This window comes from Streptomyces sp. NPDC037288 (assembly GCF_055603265.1).
The window spans coordinates 260,751-282,529 of sequence record NZ_JBVJVY010000005.1 but is presented as its reverse complement, the minus strand read 5'-3'; the positions used below and the strand labels follow the sequence as shown (position 1 = coordinate 282,529).

The 21,779-nt window shown below is 70.5% G+C and carries 18 protein-coding genes and 1 riboswitch; of the genes, 12 read left to right on the top strand and 6 right to left on the bottom strand.

The window, feature by feature from the left end:
- Nucleotides 1-283: 283 nt before the first annotated feature.
- Nucleotides 284-351: riboswitch (guanidine-III (ykkC-III) riboswitch) on the top strand.
- Between the two features lie 65 nt (nucleotides 352-416).
- Nucleotides 417-1,235 (top strand): MBL fold metallo-hydrolase, encoded by an 819-nt coding sequence (locus ACZ7GZ_RS08750; RefSeq protein WP_471022171.1) that lies wholly within the window; start codon nucleotides 417-419, stop codon nucleotides 1,233-1,235.
- A gap of 86 nt (nucleotides 1,236-1,321) precedes the next feature.
- Nucleotides 1,322-1,798 carry a GNAT family N-acetyltransferase gene (locus tag ACZ7GZ_RS08745; RefSeq protein WP_471022169.1) on the top strand — a complete coding sequence of 159 codons (477 nt, stop codon included), beginning with the start codon at nucleotides 1,322-1,324 and terminating at the stop codon, nucleotides 1,796-1,798.
- Between the two features lie 58 nt (nucleotides 1,799-1,856).
- Here ACZ7GZ_RS08745 and ACZ7GZ_RS08740 read toward each other — a convergent pair whose 3' ends face one another.
- Nucleotides 1,857-2,453 (bottom strand): TetR/AcrR family transcriptional regulator, encoded by a 597-nt coding sequence (locus ACZ7GZ_RS08740; RefSeq protein WP_471022167.1) that lies wholly within the window; start codon nucleotides 2,451-2,453, stop codon nucleotides 1,857-1,859.
- Nucleotides 2,454-2,572: 119 nt separating this feature from the next.
- Between ACZ7GZ_RS08740 and ACZ7GZ_RS08735 the strand changes: the two genes are divergently transcribed.
- Nucleotides 2,573-3,019, top strand: coding sequence for a twin-arginine translocation signal domain-containing protein (locus ACZ7GZ_RS08735; RefSeq protein WP_471022166.1), 447 nt, complete (start codon nucleotides 2,573-2,575; stop codon nucleotides 3,017-3,019).
- 197 nt (nucleotides 3,020-3,216) lie between these two features.
- Entirely contained in the window at nucleotides 3,217-3,495 is a 279-nt protein-coding gene (locus tag ACZ7GZ_RS08730; protein ID WP_471022165.1) for a hypothetical protein, read from the top strand.
- Between the two features lie 17 nt (nucleotides 3,496-3,512).
- Here the strand turns inward: ACZ7GZ_RS08730 and ACZ7GZ_RS08725 are convergent, their stop codons facing one another.
- From ACZ7GZ_RS08725 to ACZ7GZ_RS08715, 3 genes are all read right to left on the bottom strand, one after another.
- The gene (locus tag ACZ7GZ_RS08725; RefSeq protein WP_471022164.1) at nucleotides 3,513-4,055 is read right to left on the bottom strand and encodes a glycoside hydrolase family 25 protein; all 543 of its coding nucleotides are present in this window, start codon (nucleotides 4,053-4,055) and stop codon (nucleotides 3,513-3,515) included.
- Nucleotides 4,056-4,165: 110 nt separating this feature from the next.
- Entirely contained in the window at nucleotides 4,166-4,357 is a 192-nt protein-coding gene (locus ACZ7GZ_RS08720) for a hypothetical protein (protein WP_471022163.1), read from the bottom strand.
- Nucleotides 4,354-5,124 carry a WD40 repeat domain-containing protein gene (locus tag ACZ7GZ_RS08715; RefSeq protein WP_471022234.1) on the bottom strand — a complete coding sequence of 257 codons (771 nt, stop codon included), beginning with the start codon at nucleotides 5,122-5,124 and terminating at the stop codon, nucleotides 4,354-4,356. The genes ACZ7GZ_RS08720 and ACZ7GZ_RS08715 overlap by 4 nt, the downstream gene beginning before the upstream one ends.
- A 65-nt stretch (nucleotides 5,125-5,189) precedes the next feature.
- On the opposite strand from ACZ7GZ_RS08715, the gene ACZ7GZ_RS08710 reads away from it, so the two are divergent.
- The 4 genes from ACZ7GZ_RS08710 to ACZ7GZ_RS08695 all read left to right on the top strand — a co-directional run bounded on the left by ACZ7GZ_RS08710 (nucleotide 5,190) and on the right by ACZ7GZ_RS08695 (nucleotide 9,279).
- On the top strand, nucleotides 5,190-5,375 hold the full coding sequence (locus ACZ7GZ_RS08710) for a peptidoglycan-binding domain-containing protein (protein ID WP_471022161.1): 186 nt from the start codon (nucleotides 5,190-5,192) through the stop codon (nucleotides 5,373-5,375).
- Between the two features lie 114 nt (nucleotides 5,376-5,489).
- Complete coding sequence (locus tag ACZ7GZ_RS08705) at nucleotides 5,490-5,864, top strand: peptidoglycan-binding domain-containing protein (RefSeq protein ID WP_471022159.1); 375 nt, start codon at nucleotides 5,490-5,492, stop codon at nucleotides 5,862-5,864.
- A gap of 192 nt (nucleotides 5,865-6,056) precedes the next feature.
- Complete coding sequence (locus tag ACZ7GZ_RS08700; protein WP_471022157.1) at nucleotides 6,057-7,076, top strand: YihY/virulence factor BrkB family protein; 1,020 nt, start codon at nucleotides 6,057-6,059, stop codon at nucleotides 7,074-7,076.
- Between the two features lie 124 nt (nucleotides 7,077-7,200).
- A complete protein-coding gene (locus ACZ7GZ_RS08695) occupies nucleotides 7,201-9,279 on the top strand; it encodes a SpoIIE family protein phosphatase (protein ID WP_471022155.1) in 2,079 nt (692 codons plus the stop codon).
- A gap of 141 nt (nucleotides 9,280-9,420) precedes the next feature.
- Here the strand turns inward: ACZ7GZ_RS08695 and ACZ7GZ_RS08690 are convergent, their stop codons facing one another.
- Entirely contained in the window at nucleotides 9,421-12,222 is a 2,802-nt protein-coding gene (locus ACZ7GZ_RS08690; protein WP_471022153.1) for a SpoIIE family protein phosphatase, read from the bottom strand.
- A gap of 181 nt (nucleotides 12,223-12,403) precedes the next feature.
- Between ACZ7GZ_RS08690 and ACZ7GZ_RS08685 the strand changes: the two genes are divergently transcribed.
- From ACZ7GZ_RS08685 to ACZ7GZ_RS08670, 4 genes are all read left to right on the top strand, one after another.
- The gene (locus tag ACZ7GZ_RS08685) at nucleotides 12,404-13,447 is read left to right on the top strand and encodes a PP2C family protein-serine/threonine phosphatase (RefSeq protein WP_471022150.1); all 1,044 of its coding nucleotides are present in this window, start codon (nucleotides 12,404-12,406) and stop codon (nucleotides 13,445-13,447) included.
- Nucleotides 13,448-13,689: 242 nt separating this feature from the next.
- Entirely contained in the window at nucleotides 13,690-15,810 is a 2,121-nt protein-coding gene (locus ACZ7GZ_RS08680) for a SpoIIE family protein phosphatase (protein WP_471022148.1), read from the top strand.
- A 66-nt stretch (nucleotides 15,811-15,876) separates the two neighbouring features.
- Nucleotides 15,877-19,476, top strand: coding sequence for a sodium/proline symporter PutP (gene putP / locus ACZ7GZ_RS08675; RefSeq protein ID WP_471022232.1), 3,600 nt, complete (start codon nucleotides 15,877-15,879; stop codon nucleotides 19,474-19,476).
- A 383-nt stretch (nucleotides 19,477-19,859) separates the two neighbouring features.
- Nucleotides 19,860-21,158: a M64 family metallopeptidase gene (locus tag ACZ7GZ_RS08670; RefSeq protein ID WP_471022147.1), complete on the top strand. Its 1,299-nt coding sequence runs from the start codon at nucleotides 19,860-19,862 to the stop codon at nucleotides 21,156-21,158.
- Between the two features lie 190 nt (nucleotides 21,159-21,348).
- Here the strand turns inward: ACZ7GZ_RS08670 and ACZ7GZ_RS08665 are convergent, their stop codons facing one another.
- Complete coding sequence (locus ACZ7GZ_RS08665; protein WP_471022144.1) at nucleotides 21,349-21,687, bottom strand: hypothetical protein; 339 nt, start codon at nucleotides 21,685-21,687, stop codon at nucleotides 21,349-21,351.
- Between the last annotated feature and the right edge of the window lie 92 nt (nucleotides 21,688-21,779).

Here is a 21,779-nt window from a genome sequence, read left to right as displayed (position 1 = left end):
GGGGAGGTTGTCCACTGATCAGGTCCTTTCTGATCAGGCGGTAGGAGACTAGAGCCGCACCACCGGGACCTTCAGGTGACTGGCAGTGAAGACCTGTCGAACAGCCGCTGGCCGCCGGAGGCTCATCCATTCCCTGTGTTCACCTTCCGGAGGGTTGCCCCGGACGAAGGCGCATCCTTCCTCCTGCCGTCGAGTCGCGGGCCGGGTGTCGATCGGCTCTTGACCGCGCTCACGGGGATGAGCAGGGCGAAGAGCAGCAGGTCAGCGCCGTGGTAGCGTCACCGCGGCGGCTCACAGGTGCCTGCCCCGGACGAGGTGTGCGACGTACCCGGCCTGCCAAGACGACGCACTCAAGGAGGCGTCATGGACGCAGGCAGACCCTTCATCGATTTCGCCGGCCAGTTCCCCGGTCCCGGGTGTTGGACGTCCGCTGGATCCACGGCTCGCCGTCGGCCAAGCACAACACCGACCCGGACATCCAGGTCCACGCGTACGACGAGCACACGTTCATCCTGCGGCAGAACATGGCGATCAACTACGCGGCGCCGTTCCTGTTCCTGCTGTTCGGAAACGCACAGGCGGTGTTGGTGGACACCGGCGCCACCGCTTCCGCCGAGTTCTTCCCCCTGCGCCGGGTGGCCGACGAGCTCGTCGACGGCTGGCTCACCCGAAACCCCCGGCAGGGGTACCACCTGCTGGTGCTGCACACCCATCCCCACGGCGACCACATCGCGGGCGACGGCCAGTTCGCCGACCGCCCCGACACCACCGTGGTCGGGGCCGACCTCGCCACCGCCTGGCAGTACTTCGGATTCGACGAGGACCCCACCTCCGTGGCGCGGGTCGATCTGGGAGGCCGCGTCCTCGAGTGCCTCGCCACCCCGGGGCACCACGAGGCAGCGGTCACCTTCTACGACCCGTGGGCCGGGTTCCTGCTCACCGGCGACACGGTCTACCCCGGCCGGCTCTACGTCCAGGACTGGTCCGCCTTCGCCCGGACAGGTCGACCGCTTGATCGAGTTCTGCGAACGCCGACCGGTCACCCAGGTTCTGGGCTGCCACATCGAGATGACCACTCAAGCGGGCATGGACTACCCGGTCCGCACCACCTACCAGCCGGGAGCGGGAGGGCCTGTTCGCCAGCGTGTGGAGGCGCAGATCCGGGAGCTGCAAGAGACCTTGGACGTGATGCGGCACAAGGTGAGGATCTACGAGGACCATGTCGCCCGCGGTGAGGCCGACCGGCTCTGGAATCCGTCCCGCCCGGACGCCGCCCAGGCCGGCAACTGATCAGGTCGCCTGGAGGGTTAGGGTCTGTGCCATGTCTCCTGCCACTGAACCTTCGGCTGCGCCTACCCTGCGGCCTGCGACCCGTGCCGACCTGCCTGCGGTACTGGCCCTGCTCGCTGACGAGGACCAGGTGGTAGACCCGGCGACGGTTGTGGTGACGGAGGCGTATGAGCGCGCCTTCGAGGCGATCGACACGGACCCGCGCAACGAGATGCTGGTCCTGGTGGACGACCGCGCCACGGTGGTGGGGTGCCTGCAGGCGACTTACATCCCGGGACTCGGCAAGGGCGGAGCCGAGCGCGCCCTGGTCGAGGCGGTGCGGATCCGCGCGGACCGGCGTGGGGATGGGCTCGGCCGGATCCTGATGGCGCAGGCGATCACGAGGGCACGCTCGCGTGACTGCGCGCTGGTCCAGCTGACCAGCAACAAACAGCGTGAGGCCGCGCACCGCTTCTATGCCGCACTGGGCTTCGCACGCAGCCATGAAGGGTTCAAGCTCGCGCTCTAGCGGCGGTCGCCTGCGCCGGTTTCCGGCAAGGGGCCGGAAGGAGGGGGCCGTCGGTCGGTTATGACCGAAGCGCGCGGGCCACGCTGTCGATGGTGGCGCTGTCCACAGGCGCTGTCCCGGTGAGGGTGCCGGCCAGCGCGCGGGCCAGGACGGTCGCGGCGCTGATCCGAGTGTCCTCCTGCTCGTCGCCGGTGACCTTTCCGATCACGGCGTCACGCACCGACGTGGAGATGTCCAGCCCCCCGAACTGCTCGGGAAAGGACAGCATCATCAGGCACACCCCCACGTTGGCGGCCAGGATCGACTGGCCTGCCAGCTCGGGGGACATGCGAAGCCGCCCCGCGTCGCCGCAGCGCCGCAGGGCCGCCAGGAGCAGGGCCTGCGCTTCCTTGACCGCCTGCGGCTTGGGCTCTCCCGTTGGCGTGAACATCAGCCGGTACAGGTGCGGGTTGGCCAGGGCGAACGTGACATGGCTGTCCCAGGCCGTACGCAGGTCCGCCACCGGATCATCGGTGCGCGGATTGCGCCTTTTGGCGGCGAGGAAGCGTTCGAAGCCGATGTCGGCCGCCGCGGCCAGCAGCCCTTGCTTGTCTCCGAACTGGCGGTAGATCTCGGGGCCGCCGACCTTGGCTCGTTCGCAGATATTTGTTCGCACGGCACGTATGTGTGAGCACTGTGTCATCTTCCGCTGTTTTCAGGCCAGTTGGGGCAGTAGCGTCCTCGTTGTCGGGCGCGATTCACAAGAAAAGCACCCTTACCGGGGGAAGGCACACAGTGACATCTCGCAGAGCCTTTGTCGGCGGCGCGACCGCCGCCGGGGCGACAGCACTCCTGACCCATCCCTCCTCATCGCTGGCTAGCCCCGCAACCGTTGCGGGTGCGGTTTCCGTCACTGATGCGCGGGCGAAGATCCTCGCCGTCAACGCGGGTATGCGGACGCGGTACAAAGCTCTCAAGGACGAGCTGCAAAAGCGCCTCGCCCCAGTCGTCATCGTCGCCAACGGTGCTTCGCAACCGGCAGTGCGCCTCCTCGCGGCCACCGGCCCCCTCAGCGCGGGCCTGCTCCGCACCACCACCGGCGGATGGAACATCCCGCTTCTCGTGCTGCTGGTCCTCGTCGTACCCGAGACAGTGGCCGGCCTCGCTGCCGCCCGCCCCGGCTTCGTTCATTCCCCAAGGAAAATCAACAGCTCACGCAGCGAGCCGAGTTTCGGTGCGTGATCAGGCAGCACGGTAATTCCTGAGAACCGGGCGCGCCGGAATGCCCGTGGGTGACCCTTCCTCGGCGGCCAAGCGGGCTACGGGTCCGGCGCGTCCGTTTCGGCCGTCGGGTGGGCTCCGGTGATGATTCGTTCTGCGATCGCCTGGCGATCAGCTCGCGCGGAAACTCCGGCCGGATTCGCCACACCCTGGGGGTCATGATGTCTTCGACGGCTTTGTCCAGCGTGCTCAGCGAAAAGGTCGAGAAGACCCGGTCCCTGACCGGGTGTGTCGCTGTGCTGGTCGGGGACTTGGCCATCACGGTCAGCGCGGTCATCGGTATCTGGTGGACGCGTGACGCGCGGGACTCGGTGGCGATTCTCAGCAGCGCCTTCACCGCGGTGACCAGCATGACCACCGCGTACTTCGGGATCAAGGGCATTTCCAACTCGGCCCCGCGGATCGTGCACATCGTGCCGTCGCAGAGCGGCGAGTGATCAGCGGGAGTCGGCGGTCAGCACCATGCGACCAGCTCTGCCTTGTCCTTGAAGTTCCCGAGATCCCTGTCCAGGGGCTTGTCGGTGTACTGGTGGAAGACCCAGGGATGCCGGATGTCGGGCTTTCCGGGATGACCGTTGTACTGAGCGATCCACAGGCCGTCACCGGCGAACGAGGTCGTGTCACGGTTCAGCCAGAAATCGCGGTTGCAATACAGGATCACCTTGTGGCCGGGCGCTTTGTGCTGCACCCGTTTGATCCATGCGTCCTTCCACGCTCCCGACAGACCTGGATCCTCCCAGTCCAGGGCGAGGATGTCACCGTCCGCGAGGTTGATCTTCGACAGGAAGTAGTCGGCCTGAACCTCGTACGGTCCTGGGCGGGCGAAGTGGTAGAAGCCGGTGACCAGTCCGGCGCGGCGAGCGGTCTCCCGCTGGGCGACCCACTTGGGGTTCGTGTAAGTGTGACCCTCTGTGATCTTTATGAACACGAAGTCGAGCCCTGAGACGTCGTATCTATCCGGCTGGACCGATGACACGTCGATGCCTTTGGTGCTCATGAAAGGCTCCTCCGCTCGGGCCGGAGAATTCGCATTCCAAGAATACGCCGATCGGCGAAGCGCTGCTCGGGACGACGGTAGTTGACCAGGCAATCTGTCCTGAGCCCCCGTTACCCGTCGAAGGGCGGGCCTTGCAGATACCGGTGGCGTTCCTGCTGCGTGAAGTCCCGGCCGACGGCTCGGCAGATCATGCCGATCGCTCCCGCCGGACCGGGCAGGGTCAGTCTCCATCGTCGGATCCTGCCGTCTTCACCGCCGGCGACCAGCGTGCGTTGATCGGGGCCGAAGGCCAGTGCGTTCACGGATGAGGAGTGCGGCCATCCGGGCTCCACGCCACCGATGACGCCATGTCCGTGAGGATGGCTGTGTCCTTCCCGGTGGCCGTGTCCCACAGCCGCAGTGTCCCATCGGCGGCAGCGGAGACGAGTGTGTGCCCGGCGCGGCTGAACGCAAGCGCGACAACGACGTCTGTGTGCCCGGAGAGAACTGCCCGGCGCTTGCCGGTGGCCACGTCCCACAGCCCCACGGTCGTACCGGTGCCTCCCGCGGCGAGGAGCCGGCCGTCGGGGCTGAGGGCCGCCGCCACGCATGTGTCGGACCGAGGCCGGCAGCGTACCGTCCTCCGGAGCGTGCGGTCGGTCATGTCCCACACGCGCACGGTAGAACCGTCGGCGCTGGTCAGGACGGACATCACATGGCGGTCTGTGCGAAGACTCAGCGAGGTCACCGCGCCCAGGCCCACGGTGCGCGCACCGCCGACGTGTTCGCTGACCGCATTCCAGTCCCGCACGACTCCACCGACGTCACCCACCTCCACCGTGCGCGCGTCAGCCGTGAACACCATCGCCGACACGGTGGCCGTCTCCGCCCTGGCCACCTCGGCCTGACCCGCGGAGGCGTCCCACACGCGGACTGTACGGTCGCGGCCACCGGAGGCCAGGGTGCTCCCATCGGGGCTGAACGACACGGAAGCCACGGTGTCGGAGTGCCCGGTGAAGACGGCCCGGTTCCTGCCGGTGGCCACGTCCCACAGCCGCGCCGTGTCGTCGTCGCTTCCGGTGGCTGCCACGCGCCCGTCCGGGCTGAACGCCACCGCGCGCACAGGTCCGTGATGGCCCGCGAGGCGGGCGCGCGGTGCACCCGTCACGGTGTCGGACAACTGCACCAGGCCCCCTGGACGGGGTCTTCGGCTCGGGCACCAAGAGCGCCACCAACGCCTTCCAGCAGTGTGCCGGCCTCAGCGCCGACGGCATCATCGGCCCGAACACCTGGTCAACGCTCGACCGGTGGTGGCTGAACGACATCGACTGCCACAAGTGACCGGCGCTGCCGGGCCGGAAGCCGACAGCGCTCCGGCCCGGCGCTCGCCGCCCGGACACCAGCGTCGACGTCCGCCACGCCATCACACCCCAGAACTCAGGACAGGAGTCGGTCATGGCCTCACAGCGCCGTGCCCCGCTGACCTTCACCGTGTTGCTTCTCGTCGGCGGGGTCGCCACCGCGGAGTCATCCGCAGCCACACCGGCCCGTACGCCCGCCGCGGCGACCAAGGGTCCCGCCACCTGCACCTACTACTCGGGCATCGGACCGGTACAGTCCGGAAGGACCTATCCGGACCGGCGGGTAGCCGAAGTGCAGTGCCTGATCGACACCAACACCAGCTACCGCCCGCCCCTCCCTGTCGACGGCATCTACGGCCCCCAGACCGAACGCGCGGTCATCGTGGTCCAGCAGCATGCCGGGCTCGCCCCCGACGGCCTCGTGGGCCCCGCCACCTGGGCGGCCCTGCGCGCCGGCGTCTGGTGGTAGGCGCCCTCGGCGGCCAGTGCCCTGGTGGGGCCCGGGTCGGCCACGGGGCCAGGGGCCGAACCCGGGGCGTCCGCCTCGACGTGGCTCGGGGGCTCATCCGAGCGGCGGTGTGGGAGACGTCGGGCGGGGGCACCGGAATGCTGAGGTGTTCCGCGGACGCGCGGACTCGCACCCGAGGGTGTGGGAGGGCACATGGACGTGCTGGCCCGGCTGGACCGATACCAGAGACGGCACCGGTGGGCGGGGATGCCGCTCGCGGTCGTGTACAAGTTCTTCGACGACCAGGCCACCTACCTGGCCGCACTGATGGCCTACTACGGCTTCGTCTCCCTCTTCCCGCTGCTTCTGTTCCTGGTCGCGATCCTCAGCGCCGCCCTGCACGGCAATCCGCAGCTGCAGCACTCGATGCTGCACTCGGCACTGGGCGAGTTCCCGGTGATCGGCGACCAACTCGGCCACAACATCCACTCGTTCCGCGGCAGCGGCGCCGCCGTCGCGGTAGGTGTCATCGGCAGCGTGTACGGCGCCCTCGGAATCGCCCAGGCGGTCCAGCACGCACTGAACAAGATCTTCGCAGTGCCGCGGCATGCCCGTCCCGACCCGCTGCGCTCACGGGTGAAGAGCCTGTACTTCCTGCTCCTGCTCGCGGTCGGCCTCTGCCTGACGACGGCTCTGTCCACCGGTGAATCCGCTGCCACCCTCTTCGGAACCCGCCTGGCCATCGGCATCAGGATCGCCGTCGGAGTCGTGGCAGTGGCCCTCGACGCCGCCCTCCTCGTGCTGAGTTACCGGCTGATGACCCGACGCGAGCTGCCGCTGCGCGTGACGTACGGGCCGGCCCTGGGAGCCGCATGCGCCTGGCAGGCACTGCAGTGGTGCGGCTCCTACTACGTCGGGCACGTGCTGCGGGGCGCCACGGCGACCTACGGCATGTTCGGCATCGTGCTCGGCCTGCTCGCCTGGATCTACCTCGCCGCCGCGGTGTACCTGGCCACAGCGGAGATCATCGCCGTACGCTGCCTGCGGCTGTGGCCGCGCAGCCTGCTGACACCCTTCACCGATCACGTCCACCTCGCCACGGGTGACCTGCGCGCCTACCGCTCGTACGCGACCACGGAGTCCTTCAAGGGCTTCGAGAAGATCGACGTCCGCTTCGGCGAGCCTCCGCCGCCGCCCGTAGGCGACACGGGGCCCCCTGATCCGGCGGGGTGAGCGGGCGGTGCCCGTCCCGGCTCGCGGGGAGGCACGCCGCCTTGAACGCGGTGACTATGAAGGAAGAGGCAGTAAGGCGCCGACGCGGCGCGCGCTCCCGCCGAACGGGAGAGGAGAACGGCGTATGGGCAGGACGGGCCCCTCGCAGTCCGGCGCCCCGGGCCGGCCCCTGCCCGGGGCCGCCGGTTCGTCGCCCACCGGCCTGCTCGATCTGCTGAGCGTCGCCGCGGTGGTGCTGGACGCGCACGGGCGCGTGGTGTTCTGGAGCCCCCAGGCGGAGGAGTTGTTCGGCTACAGCGCGCAGGAGGCGCTGGGCCGGTTCGCCGCGCGGCTGCTGGTCCACGAGGAGCACTGGGACCAGGTGATCGCGCTGTTCGCCCGGGTCATGGAGTCCGGCGCCGACTGGGCCGGGGCCTTTCCGGTCCGGCACAAGGACGGCACCGAGCGGCTGGTGGAGTTCCGCAACATGCGGCTGCTCGACGATCTCGGGGACACCTACGCCCTGGGCCTGGCCGTCGACCAGGCGACCGTGGCCCGGGTCGAGCGGGGCGTGGCCCTGTCGGCACGTCTGGTCTCCCAGTCCCCGATCGGCCTGGCCATCCTCGATCCCGACCTGCGCTACGTGACCGTGAACCCGGCACTGGAGCGCATCCACGGCATCCCCGCCGCCGAGCACCTGGGCCGGCGCGTCCGCGAGGTCCTGACCTTTCTGGACGCCGAGGCCGTCGAAGCCCGTATGCGCCAGGTCCTGGAGACCGGCCGGCCGGTGTTCGACCGGTACGTCGTCGGCCGCACCAGCGGCGATCCGGACCGCGAGCACGCCTGGTCCGTGTCGTACCACCGGCTGGACGACTCCACCGGCCGGGTGATCGGTCTGGCCACGTCCGTCATCGACATCACCGAACGCCACAAGGCCACCCTGGCGGTCACACGCGCCCGGAACCGCCTGGCCCTCATAGCCCACGCCTCCGCCTCCATCGGTACGACCCTCGACGTGGAGCGGACGGCGCGCGAGCTGGCCGGTGTCGTCGTACCGGATCTGGCCGACGTGGCTTCGATCCACGTGCTCGACAGCGTGCTGCACGGACGCACCCCGTCGGACACCGGCCCTGCCCGCTTCCGTGTCGCCGCCGTCGCCGCGGCACCCTCCTGCGAAGCGGCACAGGCGGCGGCCGATGTGCCCGGAAGCCTCGCCACGTACGACAGCGGCCGTCTGATCACCCGGTGTGTGCGCACCCGCCGGCCGGTACTGGTGGCCGAGACCACCCGCGAGGACCTGCGGCACATCGCCCGCACCAGCGAGGCCGCCGCCCTGCTGGAGGCGACCGGTGTGCACTCCTACCTGGCGGTGCCGCTCCTGGCCCGTGGGGAGGTCCTGGGAACGCTCAGCCTCGAACGCGTCCGCACGGCCGCGCCTTTCGACGAGGACGACACGCTCCTCGCCTGCGAGCTGGCCAGCCGCGCCGCGACCTGCGTCGACAACGCCCGCTGGTACCAGAGCGTGCGCGACACCGCCCTCACCCTCCAGCGCCGCCTGCTTCCCGAGCTGCCGTCCCGGCTGCCCGGACTGGAGATCGCCTGCCGCTATCGGCCGGCCGGAGCCGTCAGTGAGATCGGCGGAGACTGGTTCGACGCCATGGGCCTGCCGGGCGACAAGACCGCTCTGGTCGTCGGGGACGTGATGGGCAGCGGGATCAACGCCGCCGCCAGCATGGGTCAACTGCGCAGCGCCACCCGCGCCTTCGCCGAGCTGGACCTCGACCCGGCAGAGGTCCTCCGCCACCTCGACCGCCTGACCGAGGACGTCGAGCACACCATCGCCACCTGCGTCTACTGCCGGTACGACCCCGAGCGAGGTGAGTGCCGCATCAGCCTGGCCGGTCATCTGCCCCCGGCCCTGGTCCGGTCCGGCCGTCCGGCGGAGCTGCTCGACGTCCCCTCCGGCGTGCCGCTGGGCGTCGGCGGATGGGCCTTCGAGACGTCGGCCTTTCCCTTCCACCCCGGCGACCAACTCGCTCTCTACACCGACGGCCTGGTCGAAACGCGCGGCGACCCGATCGACGCCCGCCTCGGCATCCTCCGCGACGCCCTGACCGCGACGGCCGCCCAGGATCTGGAAGAGACGTGCGACCGGGTGCTGGAGACTCTCCGGCCCCGGGCCGGCGACGACGTCGCCCTCCTCCTGGCCCGCGCCCGGCCCTGAACGACGCCGGAACGCTCAGCGGGGGCCCGTGAAGCGGGTCGGCCGCCCCACCGCACGGTGCGCCGTGCCGGCCCCGTGGATGCGCGCCTCCCGCGTCGCCGTCGGCGGCGGCATGGCCGCGGCGCCCGGAGGCCCGCGGGCTCACGCGTCGGGATCATCGAACTGGTCGAGAAGGAAGTCGACCGGTGTGTGGCCCATGGTGGCGGCTGTGCCGTCGTCGAGAAGCTGCTCCGCCCAGATGACCTTGCCGCGGGTCGTGTACCGCGTCCCCCATCGCTGGGCGAACTGCGCCACCAGGAACAGCCCCCGTCCGCCCTCGTCCGTGGTCGCCGCCCGCCGCAGGCGCGGCGAGGTCCCGCTGCCGTCCGACACCTCGCAGATCAGACAGCGTCCGTGCAGCAGCCGCACCCTGACCGGCGGCGAGCCGTACCGGATCGCGTTCGTGACCAACTCGCTGAGGATCAGCTCCGTGGCGAATCCGGTCTCCTCCAGCCCCCACTCCCGCAGCGTCTTCCTGCAGCGCGCCCGTACCGAGGGCACCAGCGCCGGGTCCTGCGGCACGTCCCACTCGGCCACGCGCGAGGGCGGGAACCTCCGGGTACGTGCCGTCAGCAGCGCGATGTCGTCGCGTGAGTGCGACGGCTTCAGCGCGTCGATCACCGCCTGACACGTCTGCTCCGGCGTGCGGCCCCCGGATCCGTCCAACGCGCGGCGCAGCCTCTCCATCCCCATGTCGATGTCGTGGGCGCGGTCCTCCACGAGGCCGTCGGTGTACAGCACCAGTTGCGAGCCCTCCGGCAGGGACAGCTCGGTGGTCTCGAACGGGTAGCCGCCCAGGCCGAGCGGCGTCGAAGGCGGCACGCCGGCACAGGTGACCGTGCCGTCCGGGCGGACCACCACCGGTTCCGGGTGTCCCGCACGGGCCATCGTGCAGGCCCCGGTCACCGGGTCGTAGACCGCGTAGAGACAGGTCGCCCCGGTCACGCCCTCCCCCTCGTGCCCCGTCGCGGCATCGCCCGTGTTCTCCTCGTTGTCCATGCGGACGACCAGGTCGTCCAGGTTCCCGAGCACCTCGTCCACGGGCAGGTCGAGGGTGGAGAAGTTGTGCACCGCGGTGCGCAGCCGGCCCATCGTCGCCGCCGCGTGCAGCCCGCGGCCGACGACGTCACCCATGACCAGGGCCACCCGGGCGCCCGGGAGCGGGATGATGTCGAACCAGTCCCCGCCCACTCCCGCCTCCGCGGGCAGATACCGCCAGGCCACCTCCAGCGCGTCCTGGTCCGGCTGCACCCGGGGCAGCAGGCTGCGCTGCAGCGTCACCGCCATCGCGTGCTCGCGGGTGAATCTCCGGGCGTTGTCGATGGCCACCGCCGCCCGTGCGGCCAGTTCCTCCGCGAAGGTGAGATCCTCCGGCTCGAACGCCGGGGAACCCGTCGTCCGGTAGAAGTTCACCACGCCCAGCGGTACGTTCCGTGCCCGCAGCGGCACGGTCACCAGCGAGCGCAACCCGCACTCCAGGGCCTTCCGGGCGCGCTCCGGGTCCTGTTCCCGCCAGCCGGGTGCCTGCCGCAGGTCCGCCTCCAGCATGACCCGTCGTTCCTGCAGCGTCCGCATCTGCGGGGTCCGGGCCGAGAACGTGATCACTTCGCCCAGCGGATACACCGGCATCATCCGCTGTTCGCCGCCGATGGCCGCCCGGCGCAGCTGCCGCCAGCCCTCCGCCGTGGGCTCCCATCCCCGCAGGACCGCATCGAGCAGGTCCACCGTCACGAGGTCGGCGAACTGGGGCGCCGCCACGTCGGCCAGCTCCTGGGCCGTGCGCTCCACGTCCAGCGTGGTCCCGATCCCCACCCCGGCCTCGTACAGCAGCTTCAGCCGCTCCCGCGCGACCTCGGCCCGCCCCGAGACCGCCGCCAGCTCCGTGGTGTCCCGCAGGGTCACCACGCTGCCTCCCCGTTCGGCGTGCGGGTACGTCGGCCGCTTGTTCACGACCAGCAACCGGTCCCCGGCGAGGTGCAGCTCGTCGTTGACCGTCTCCGGCGACGACAGCAGACGGGTGATCGGTTCCGGCAGTCCCAGCTCCCGTACCGAACGGTCCCGCACGTCCACCGGCAGGCCGAGCAGCCGCGTCGCCTCGTCGTTGGCCAGCAGCAGTCGTCCGTCCGCTCCGGTGATCAGCACTCCTTCCCGCACCGAGTGCAGGACCGCGTCGTGGTGCTCGTACAGCTGCGCCAGCTCCGCCGGGGCCAGGCCGTGCGTCTGCGCGCGCAGCCGCCGGGACACCAGCGTCGTTCCCGTCATGGCCAGTGCCAGCGCGGCCGCGCCGCTGCCCAGGATGATCGGCAGCTGCGGCAGCCACAGGGCCGCCACGTTCTTGACCGTGATTCCGGCCGAGACCAGGCCGACCACCTTGCCGTGCGGGTCGGTCACCGGGACCACCGCCTGTACGTCCGTCCCCCTGCCCGCGGGCAGGGGCGGCCCGCCGGCCTGCTCGACGACGGTACGGCCCTTCAGCGCCGGTGCGATGGTGCCGACGAACTTCTTCCCGATCTCCCGCGGGTAGGGATACGTGTAACGGACTCCCTTCGTGTTCATGACGACGACGAAGTCCACTCCCGCGCGCTTGCGCGCCGCCTCGGTCTGCGGCTGGAGCAGCGCCGTGGGGTCCCGGCTCTGCAGCGCCTCGGCCGTGCCCCGCGCACTCGCGAACGACTGGGCCGCGACGACCGACTCACGACGCCCACGCTGCACCGCGTCACGGGCCGTCTGGAGCACCATGGCCGCCACCGCGGCCACCACCAGCAGGACCACGATGACGACCTGGAGAAGGAACACCTGACCGGCCGCACTGCGCAGGTCCAGCAGGGAGGCCCGGCGTGGGCGCGAGCGTCCGACGGGCGGATGACGTTCCGGGCTTCGAGGGCGCCCGGAAAATACCTCCATACACCCTTGATAGCACCACTGTGGGGAAGCCGACGCCGGCCAAGCCCGTGGTGCGGCTGCCGCTTTCACGGAACGAAGCCCGTTATGCCCCGATAGGATACGTTTTGTGATCAGGAAAGGACGGCCTCGGCGCCACCGCCCTCCCTACGGTGGCCGACGCGAGACCGTACTGCTGTCCCCCGTGATCCTTACCGTCGTCATCACCGGCCTGGCTTTCGCCACCCCCAGGGAGATCGCCTTCAGCCGTCTCCTGCCCGCCGCACCGGCCCTCGCCGCCGCGATGTGGCCCGTGTTCCCGACGCTCCTGCTGGGGGCGTTCTGCCTGCTGGCCATGATCGGACTCAGCCTCGTCTACGCCGATCTGGGGACGCCCTACACGGCGGCTGCGATCGTCGCGGTCACTTTGGCGGCCGCCTATACGAGCCATCTCCGGCTCCAGCGAGAGGAGACCCTCTTCCAGATCCGGCTGGTCGCCGACGCGGCGCAGCAGGTGCTGTTGCGCCCGCTGCCGCGCCGGGTCCAGGACGTCGATATCGAGTCGCTGTATCTCGCGGCCCAGGAACAGGCCCGGATCGGAGGTGACTTCTACGAGGTGGCCGACACGCCGTACGGGGTTCGGCTGCTCATCGGTGACGTGCGCGGCAAGGGTCTGTCGGCGGTGGGGGCGGCCTCGGCGGTGATCAACTGCTTCAGGGAGAACGCGTACGACCAGCCCGACCTGAGGGGCATCATCCATCGTCTGGAGACCAGCATGTGCCGCTACAGCGTGGCGCTCCTCGACCCGGATCAGCCCGAGCACTTCGCCACCGCTCTGATCGCCGAGATCCCGTACGGCAGTGGGCATGTGAAGATCCTCAACTGTGGACACCCGCCGCCCCTGCTGATGCGGAGCGGACAGGTCCGCGTCCTGGAGCCCACCGTGCCCTCGGCGCCCCTCAACCTCGCGTCACTCCTCGGAGACAACTACAACGTCGACACCGTCGCCTTCGCCTCGGGCGACCAGATGCTGCTCTACACCGACGGCGTAACGGAGACCCGGGACCGCGCCGGCACGTTCTTCCCGCTACCGGAGTGGATGCGCCAGCTCGGCCCGGCGGCGCCCCGTGAGCTGCTGGACCGGCTTCACCGGGACCTGCTCCACTACAGCGGCGGAAGGCTCGATGACGACATCGCGGCCGTCGCCGTCCGCTGCAGGCGCCTCGGGGTGCAAGAGCGCTCCGCTTAGGTGGCCGGCGGCCGGACGGTTCGCGCGCAGCACCTCACCGCCGGAGCCGGGGCGGTCCACACCGAGGGGGAGGAGGCGCCCACAGGCCTGCCGGCCGCGCCGCTCGGCCCGGCCGGCCCGATGATCCCGTCCTCCGGTCGGTCCAGGTGTCTGCCGCCTCGGTCTGGGCCGACCATGGAGGAGGGCGGAACGCCCGCCGCTACGGCACGTGCCAAGGCGCCGAGCGGGAAGGAAAATGAGGCATGGGTACGACGGACTCCTCCAGAGCGCGCGACGGCCGGTCGGTGACGGGTCCCGCCGCGCCGCCCAGCGGCCTGCTCGATCTGCTCAGCGTCGCCGCGGTGGTGCTGAACGCGGAGGGGCGGGTGGTCTTCTGGAGCCCCAAGGCCGAGGAACTGTTCGGCTACACCGCGGAGGAAGCGCTGGGTCAGCACGCGGCCCGGCTGACGGTCCACGAGGAGCACCGGGACGCGGTGATCAAGCTGTTCGCCGAGGTCATGGAATCCGGCACCGACTGGGCAGGGGCGTTCCCGGTCCGGCACAAGGACGGCAGCACCCGCCTGGTGGAGTTCCGCAACATGCGGCTGCTGGACGAGCTCGGTGACGTCTACGCCCTGGGCCTTGCCGCGGACCAGGCAGCCGTGGAGCGGGTCGAGCGAGACGCCTCCCTGGCCATGCGTCTGGTGTCCCAGTCCCCGGTCGGGCTGGCCATTCTGGGCCCTGACCTGCGGTATCTGGCCGTGAACCCGGCTCTCGAACGCATCACCGGCCAGTCCGCGGCCGAGCGTCTCGGCCGGTCGGCCGGCGAGGTCCTGAGCTTCCTGGACACGGACCCCGAGGCCCGTCTGCGCCGTGTCCTGGAGACGGGCGAGTCGGTGGTGGACCGGGACATCGTCTGCCGGCCCCCTGCCGATCCGGACCACGAGCACGCCTGGTCCGTCTCGTACTACCGGCTGGAGGATTCCGCCGGGCGGGTATTGGGCCTCGCCTATTCCGTCATCGACGTCACCGAGCGGCACCGGGCCGCTGCCGAGGCGGCACAGGCCCGGCAACGGCTGACACTGATCGCCAGGGCTTCCGTTTCCGTGGGTACCACCCTCGACCTGGAAACGACAGCGCGCGAGCTCGCCGACGTCGTCGTGCCGGTCCTGGCGGATGTGGCAGCCGTGGACGTACTCGACAGCGCCCTCGACGGCCGGATGGCACCACCCGAGGGGCCGGCCCTCTTCCGTGCCCTTGCCGTCCGCGCGGCCCATTCCACCGAGGCGGTCCGCGCGGCCGACCCGACAGGGGGGCTCGCCTCCTATGACAGCGACCGCCTGATCACCCAGTGCGTGCGCACCCGGCAACCGGTGCTGGTGCCCCACACCACCGGCCGGGACCTGGAGCGCATCGCCCGGCACGGCGAGGCCGCCTCCCTCCTCGCGGCGGCCGGCGTTCACTCCTACCTGGCCGTACCGCTCATGGCCCGGGGTGAGGTCCTCGGCGCCCTCGACCTCAAACGCATCCGGAACCCCGCACCCTTCGACGACGACGACGCGTTCCTGGCCTGGGAGCTGGCCGCCCGAGCCGCGGTCTGCATCGACAACGCCCGCGGGTACCAGGCCCAGCGCCAAGCGGCCCTCACGCTCCAGCGCAGCCTGCTTCCCGAGCCTCCGTCGCATCTGCCGGGCCTGGAGGTCGCCTGCCGATACCAGCCCGCCGGCGCCACGAGCGAGATCGGCGGTGACTGGTACGACGCCATACCCCTCCAGGGTGACAGAACCGCCCTGGTCGTCGGGGACGTCATGGGCAGCGGCATCAACGCCGCCGCCACCATGGGGCAACTCCGCAGCGCTGCCCGCGCCTTCGCCGAACTCGCCCTCGCCCCCGCCGAGGCCCTTCGTCACCTCGACCACCTGACCGAAGGTGTCGAGCAGACCATCACCACCTGCATCTACTGTGTCTACGACCCTCACCGGGAACGCTGCGAGATCTGCCTCGCCGGCCACCTGCCCCCGGCCCTGATGCGTCGCGGCCACGCAGCACGGCTTCTCGACCTTCCCACCGGCGCACCGCTGGGGGTCGGCGGAGTCCCCTTCGAGGCCACCACCATCCCCTTCCGCCCCGGCGACGCGCTGGCCCTCTACACCGATGGCCTGGTCGAGACCCGAAGCGAACCCATCGACGCCCGCCTGGACACCCTCCTCGACGCTTTCACCGCGACACACGGCCACGATCTGGAAGACACCTGCGACCGCATCCTGGAAACCCTGCGCTCGCCCGGTGGTGAGGACGACGTCGCGCTGCTCATCGCCCGGGCCCAGTCCTCACGAGCGCCCCTATCGGCCGGTGGTGGTGGGAATCTGTACATTTGTTCATGAAGAGTCGCGGCTGTCAGGCATGCGACGGTCGCGGCCATGCTCGGGAACCTCGCAGGCGAGGACGACATGATCGACTTGAGTGCGCCGATCGTGGCCACATTCCTCGTGTATGTGGCCGTCATGATCGCAACAGGGGTCTGGGCCTACAGCCGCACTCACACCTTCGCCGACTTCGCCCTCGGGGGCCGTAGGCTCAGTGCTTTCGTCGCCGCCCTGTCCGCGGGGGCCAGCGACATGTCCGGCTGGCTGTTCCTCGCCTTTCCCGGAGCGGTGTACGCGGCCGGTGTCGGTGCCAGCTGGATCGCGGCCGGTCTGGTGGTCGGTACGTACCTCAACTGGCTGTTCGTGGCGCCGAGGCTGCGCACCTACACCGAGCGCGCCGGGAACGCCGTCAGCCTGGCGGCCTATCTGGAGGAGCGGTTCGAGGACCGCACCCGGATGCTCCGGATGGTCTCGGCGGCGGTCACCCTCGTGTTCTTCACCGTCTACGTCGCCAGCGGGCTGGTGGCCGGTGGCCTGCTGTTCGGGCACATCTTCGGTGTCGGGTTCGGGCTCGGAGTGACCCTGACCGCACTGGTGATCGTCGTCTACTCGTGTCTGGGCGGTTTCCTCGCCGTGAGCCTGACACATGTGATGCAGGCCACGCTGATGTTCCTCGCCCTGCTCGTGCTCCCCATGGTCGGCATCGGGGCGCTCGGCGGCTTCGGGGCCCTGCGCGACGCCCTCAACAGCAGGACGCCCGACCTGCTCGACATGGGCGCCAAGGCCGACTACGCGGGCGGGCAGTGGTCGGCAGGCGGGTCGCTCGGTGCCGTAGCGATCACCTCGTTGCTCGCCTGGGGGCTCGGCTATTTCGGCCAGCCCCACATCCTGGCCCGCTTCATGGGCATCCGCAGCACCGGCGCCATCCCCGCCGCCCGCCGTCTGGAAACCGGATGGGTCATCGTCGTACTCGCCGGCGCCACGCTCGTCGGCCTGGTGGGCATCGCCCGGACCGGCACGCCGCTGCACGACCCGCAGACGGTGTACATCAGTCTCAGCCGGACCCTGCTCAACCCCTGGGGCGCCGGCGTGATGCTCATCGCCGTACTGGCCGCGATCATCTCGACCGCGGACAGCCAGCTCCTCGTGTCGTCCGTCGCCCTCACGGAGGACTTCTACCGCGCGTTCCTCAACCAGCGCGCCTCGGACAGGACACTGGTCTGGGCCGGACGTGCCGCCGTCGTCGCCGTGACCGTGGTGGCCTTCGCGATCGCGCTCAGGGGTGGCGGGCTGCTGGGCATCGTCGCCTACGCCTGGGCGGGCTTCGGAGCCGCGTTCGGGCCGGTCGTCCTTCTCTCGCTGTACTGGCCGCGCATGACCTGGGCGGGAGCCATGGCCGGGATCGTCTCGGGCGCGGGCACGGTGCTGCTGTGGAAGAAGATCAATCCGTTGCTCGGTCCCTTCGAGTCGGGCATCTACGAAATGGTCCCGGGCGTCCTGGTCGCCACGGTTGCCGCCCTGGTCTTCGGCAGGTTCGTCGGCCGGCCTCCGAAACGGGCCTTCTGGCGGATGCCGGGCGGCGGGGTGAGCCAGCTGATGCTCACGCCCTTCCTCACCCACGCGCCGGTCGGCATCGCCGTCCTCGACACGGACCTGCGGTACGTCTGGGTGAACGAACCACTGGACCGCCGGGTGCCCCTCGAACGCCGGCTGGGCCGGCGGGTGGCGGACGTGCTGCCGAAGGCGGAGGCCGCGGCCTTCGAGGAGAAGATGCGCGGGGTCCTGGAGACCGGCGCTCCGGTGATGGACTACGAATACCGCGCCCCCGGTCACACGGACCCCGACGCCGGCCGCGCGATCTCCGCATCCTTCTTCGCGATGAAGGACCGCCACGGCCGGAACGTCGGTGTCTGGTACATGGTCATCGACGTCACCGAACGCTGGCGGGCCCAGGAACGCCTGGCCCTGCTCAACGACGCCGCCACCCGCATCGGCAGCACCCTGGACGTGACGCGGACCGCCCAGGAACTGGCCGACGACGCCGTGCCGTCCGTCGCCGACTTCGTCGCCGTAGACCTGCTGGACTCGGTCATGAGGGGCGAGGAGCCGGAGCCCGGGCCGGTCGGCATGTCGCCCGTCATCCGGCGCGCGGGGCAGCAGTCGGTGCGCGAGGGCTGTCCCGAGGGGAGTCTGACCGTGGGGGAGACGGTCCAGCGTGCCACCTCGTCGCCCGTGACCCGCTGTCTGCTGGAGAGCAGGACCCTGGTGGAACGGATCCTGGACCGCGACGCCAGCCCGTGGGTGACCGAGGACGAGTCGCTGGGCGCCTCCTTCCGCGACTACGACTTCCGCTCGGTGATGGTGCTCCCGGTGCGGGCGCGTGGCGTCACCCTGGGCGCGGCGACGTTCGCCCGGTCCCGGCGGCGGGGGCCCTTCGAGGAGGACGACGTACGTCTCGCCGAGGAACTCGTCTCACGCGCGGCGGTGTGCATCGACAACGCGCGTCGTTTCACCCGCGAGCGCACCGCGGCCCGCTCCATGCAGCGCTATCTGCTGCCACAGGAACTGACCGGAGGTTCCGCGCTGGCGGTGGCGTCGTGGTACCTCCCGGCGGATGTCCCCAGCGGTGTGGGCGGCGACTGGTTCGACGTGATTCCGCTGTCCGGAGCACGGGTCGCGCTGGTCGTCGGGGACGTGGCCGGGCACGGCATGAACGCCGCGGCGACCATGGGGCGCCTGCGCACCGCGGTACGCACGCTCGCCAACCTCGATCTGTCCCCGGACGAACTGCTGGCCCATCTGGACGACCTGGTCATCGGCCTCATGGGGGCGCAGGGCGGCGGCACCTCGGCGGCGGACGAGGGTGAGGCCGCGGGCACCGCGTTCATGGGCGCCACCTGCCTGTACGCCGTCTACGACCCGGTCAGCAGGCGGTGCACACTGGCCCGGGCCGGTCACCTCCCGCCGGTGATCGTCGGTCCGGGCGGTGGTGCCGACGTCCTGGACCTGCCCGCCGGACCACCACTCGGCCTCGGCTATCTCCCCTTCCAGTCCGTCGAGCTGGAGCTGGCCGAGGGCAGCCTCATCGCGCTCTACACCGACGGCCTCATCCAGTCCTTCGACCGGGACATCGACAGCGGGCTCTCCCGGCTGCGTGCCGCCCTTGCGGTGCCCCGACCGACGCTGGAGGAGACCGGCCGCGGGGTGATCGACGACCTGCTGGCCGGTCCGCCGTCGGACGATGCGGCCCTGCTCCTGTCCCGGACCCGGGTCCTGGCCCGCGACCGGGTCGTCTCCTGGGAGCTGCCCAGCGATCCGGCGGCCGTCGCGCACGCCCGCGCACTCGCCGCCCGGCAGCTGACGGAGTGGGGCATGCCCGATCTGACGTTCACCACGGAGCTCATCGTCAGCGAGCTGGTCACCAACGCCATCCGGCATGCGACCGGACCGGTCTGCCTCCGCCTGATCCGGGACCGTGGCCTGATCTGCGAGGTCTCCGACGCCAGCAGTACCTCGCCGCGCCTGCGCCATGCACGGACCACCGACGAGGGCGGGCGGGGCCTGCTGATCGTGGCCCAGCTCACCCACCGGTGGGGCACGCGCTACACGTCGACCGGCAAGATCATCTGGACGGAGCAGGTCGTTCCGGCGGACACCGCCGCACAGGACCCGGCCGTCAGCTGATCCTGCCGGTCGTGGCGACCTGGCGGATGCGGCGTGGACCGGCAGCACGACCCTGAGCGGCGCGGATCGTCGGCGGCAGAGCACCGGACTCCGGCCATGAGATCGCGATCGTGACGCGCTTCGGCCAACCGGGTGCCCGCTGCCGGGTCGGGCTGGGCCTCGCCGTGACTCATCCTGCGGCTGCGGGAAGACGGCCTGCCGCTCCGCGGGTCGCAACTCCCGTGCGCACAGCCCCTGTACGTACCAGATGGTGCCGACGGTCAGTCAACCAGGCTGTGTCGCTTGCCTGTTGGGATGCGTGACCCTACATTAAGCCCGACATTAAATCCACTTAACTGGATACTTAAGTGAGGGCTTCCGTGCCGCATCCCGCAAGACCGCGTATGCGCTGGATCACCGCTGCCGTGGCCGTCCTCGCCGCCGTGGCGGCGCTGGTCGGGGGAGTGAACCCGGGGCCGGCCGAGGCGTCCGTCCCTCCGGTCCGCACCCAGCACCTCGAGTACTTCCCGGGACCCGCGGCCGAGCCGCGCCAGGTGACCGTCCCGGTGAGCGCCCTCGGCCGGATCGCCCGCCCCGCGCCGACCGAGCCGGGCACCGCCGCGGCGGTGAAGGCGCTCCAGCGCACCGGACCGGTGTCCGGGCGGCTCGATCTGGTCGTGATGGGCGACGGCTACACGGCCGGCGAACAGCACGAGTTCGCCGCCGACGCCGAGGAGAAGCTGGACGCCATCTTCGGTGTCGAGCCCTACCGGAGCTACCGCGGCCTGTTCAACATCTGGTTGGTCAACGCCGTCTCCGACGAGTCCGGCGTCTCCGGTGACCCCGGGGCCGACGTGGTGAAGGACACCGCGCTGGACTCCTCCTTCTTCTGTGACGGCGTCGAGCGCCTCCTGTGCGTCGACACCGACGAGGTCGCTCAGTACGCCGACCAGGCCCCGGACGCCGACATCGTCTTCGTCATCGCCCACTCCGCCAAGTACGGCGGCGCGGGCTACTCCGCCGCCGACCTGCCGTCCGGCTCGACCTTCCACGGGGTGGCGACGATGTCGTCCGGCAACGACAGGTCGTACCTGATAGGCGCCCACGAACTGGGCCACTCCATAGGCCACTTGGCCGACGAGTACCAGTACACGGGCTACGGCACATACCCCTCCGCCGAGGAACCGCCCGCCGCCAACCTCACCATCCACCGCGACCTGGGCGCGACGAAGTGGTACCGCTGGCTCGGGGCCCAGGACCCGTCCGGTTCGCTCGTGGGTACGTACGAAGGCGGGGGGTACTACGAGGCCGGCATCTACCGTCCGACCGAGACGTCCATCATGCGCTCCCTGGCCTCGACGGACTTCAACGTCGTCGGCCGGGAGGCGATGATCGCCGGATTCTACGCCGACGCGGACGCGCTGACCTCAGCCCTCCCCACGTTCCGGCCCATCGGGCAAGGGCGCCGGATCACGGTACGTCTCGCGCCGCTGACCGGCCTCGCCGACCCCGAACTGACCTGGTACGTCGACGGCAGGCAGGTCCTGTCGGCGACGGGCGATCTGTCCGTGACGCCGCACGAACTGGGCGTTCGGGGCCACGGCCACAGGGTCACGGCGACGGTGACCGACCACACGACGGCCATACGGGACCCTGAGGTCCGGGCCGGGACGACCACTTCACTGACATGGACCGTACGGTGACACAGTGGCCGCCCCCAGCCCCTCGCCTCCGGGCCGTCCCCCAGCCGCTGCCCGTCTGCCGCCCCGGACCTCGGTGAGGTACTCGCGCGGGGTGCGCGGATCTGCGGCGGGGGACTGTGGCACCAGGGTGGGGCCGTTCATGCCGGTCGCACGGTGTGGTGCCGGCCGGCGGCGCCTGGACACCTGCGTGTCACTGGATGGTCCAGCCCACGCTGCCGACCCCGGTGCTGTAGAACGCGCAGGAGCCCGTGGACTCGCTGTACTGCCCCGGGTTCAGTGTCACCCAGTTGCCGGAGACATCCGGGGCCCAGCCGCAGACGATCTCGGCCCGGAAGGTGACGGTGTGGTCGGTGTTGTTCTGGCAGCCCGCGATGCCGACGTTCGGATCGTTGTTGTGCACCCAGCCGTCGCAGTCGACGGTCCCCTGGGCAGCGGCCTGCGCCGGAACCGCCGCACCGGCGACGGTGAGGGCCACGGTGGAGACCGCGGTGGCCAGGCCGGCTGCCAGGATGCGCTTCCTGCTGTTCATGTGTACCCCCGAAAGGTCGAGTTGCTGTCTTCCCGGGATCAGTGAAGAGCACCGGAGCCTGGGCGTGAACCTGAGACATCCGAGGGTGCCGG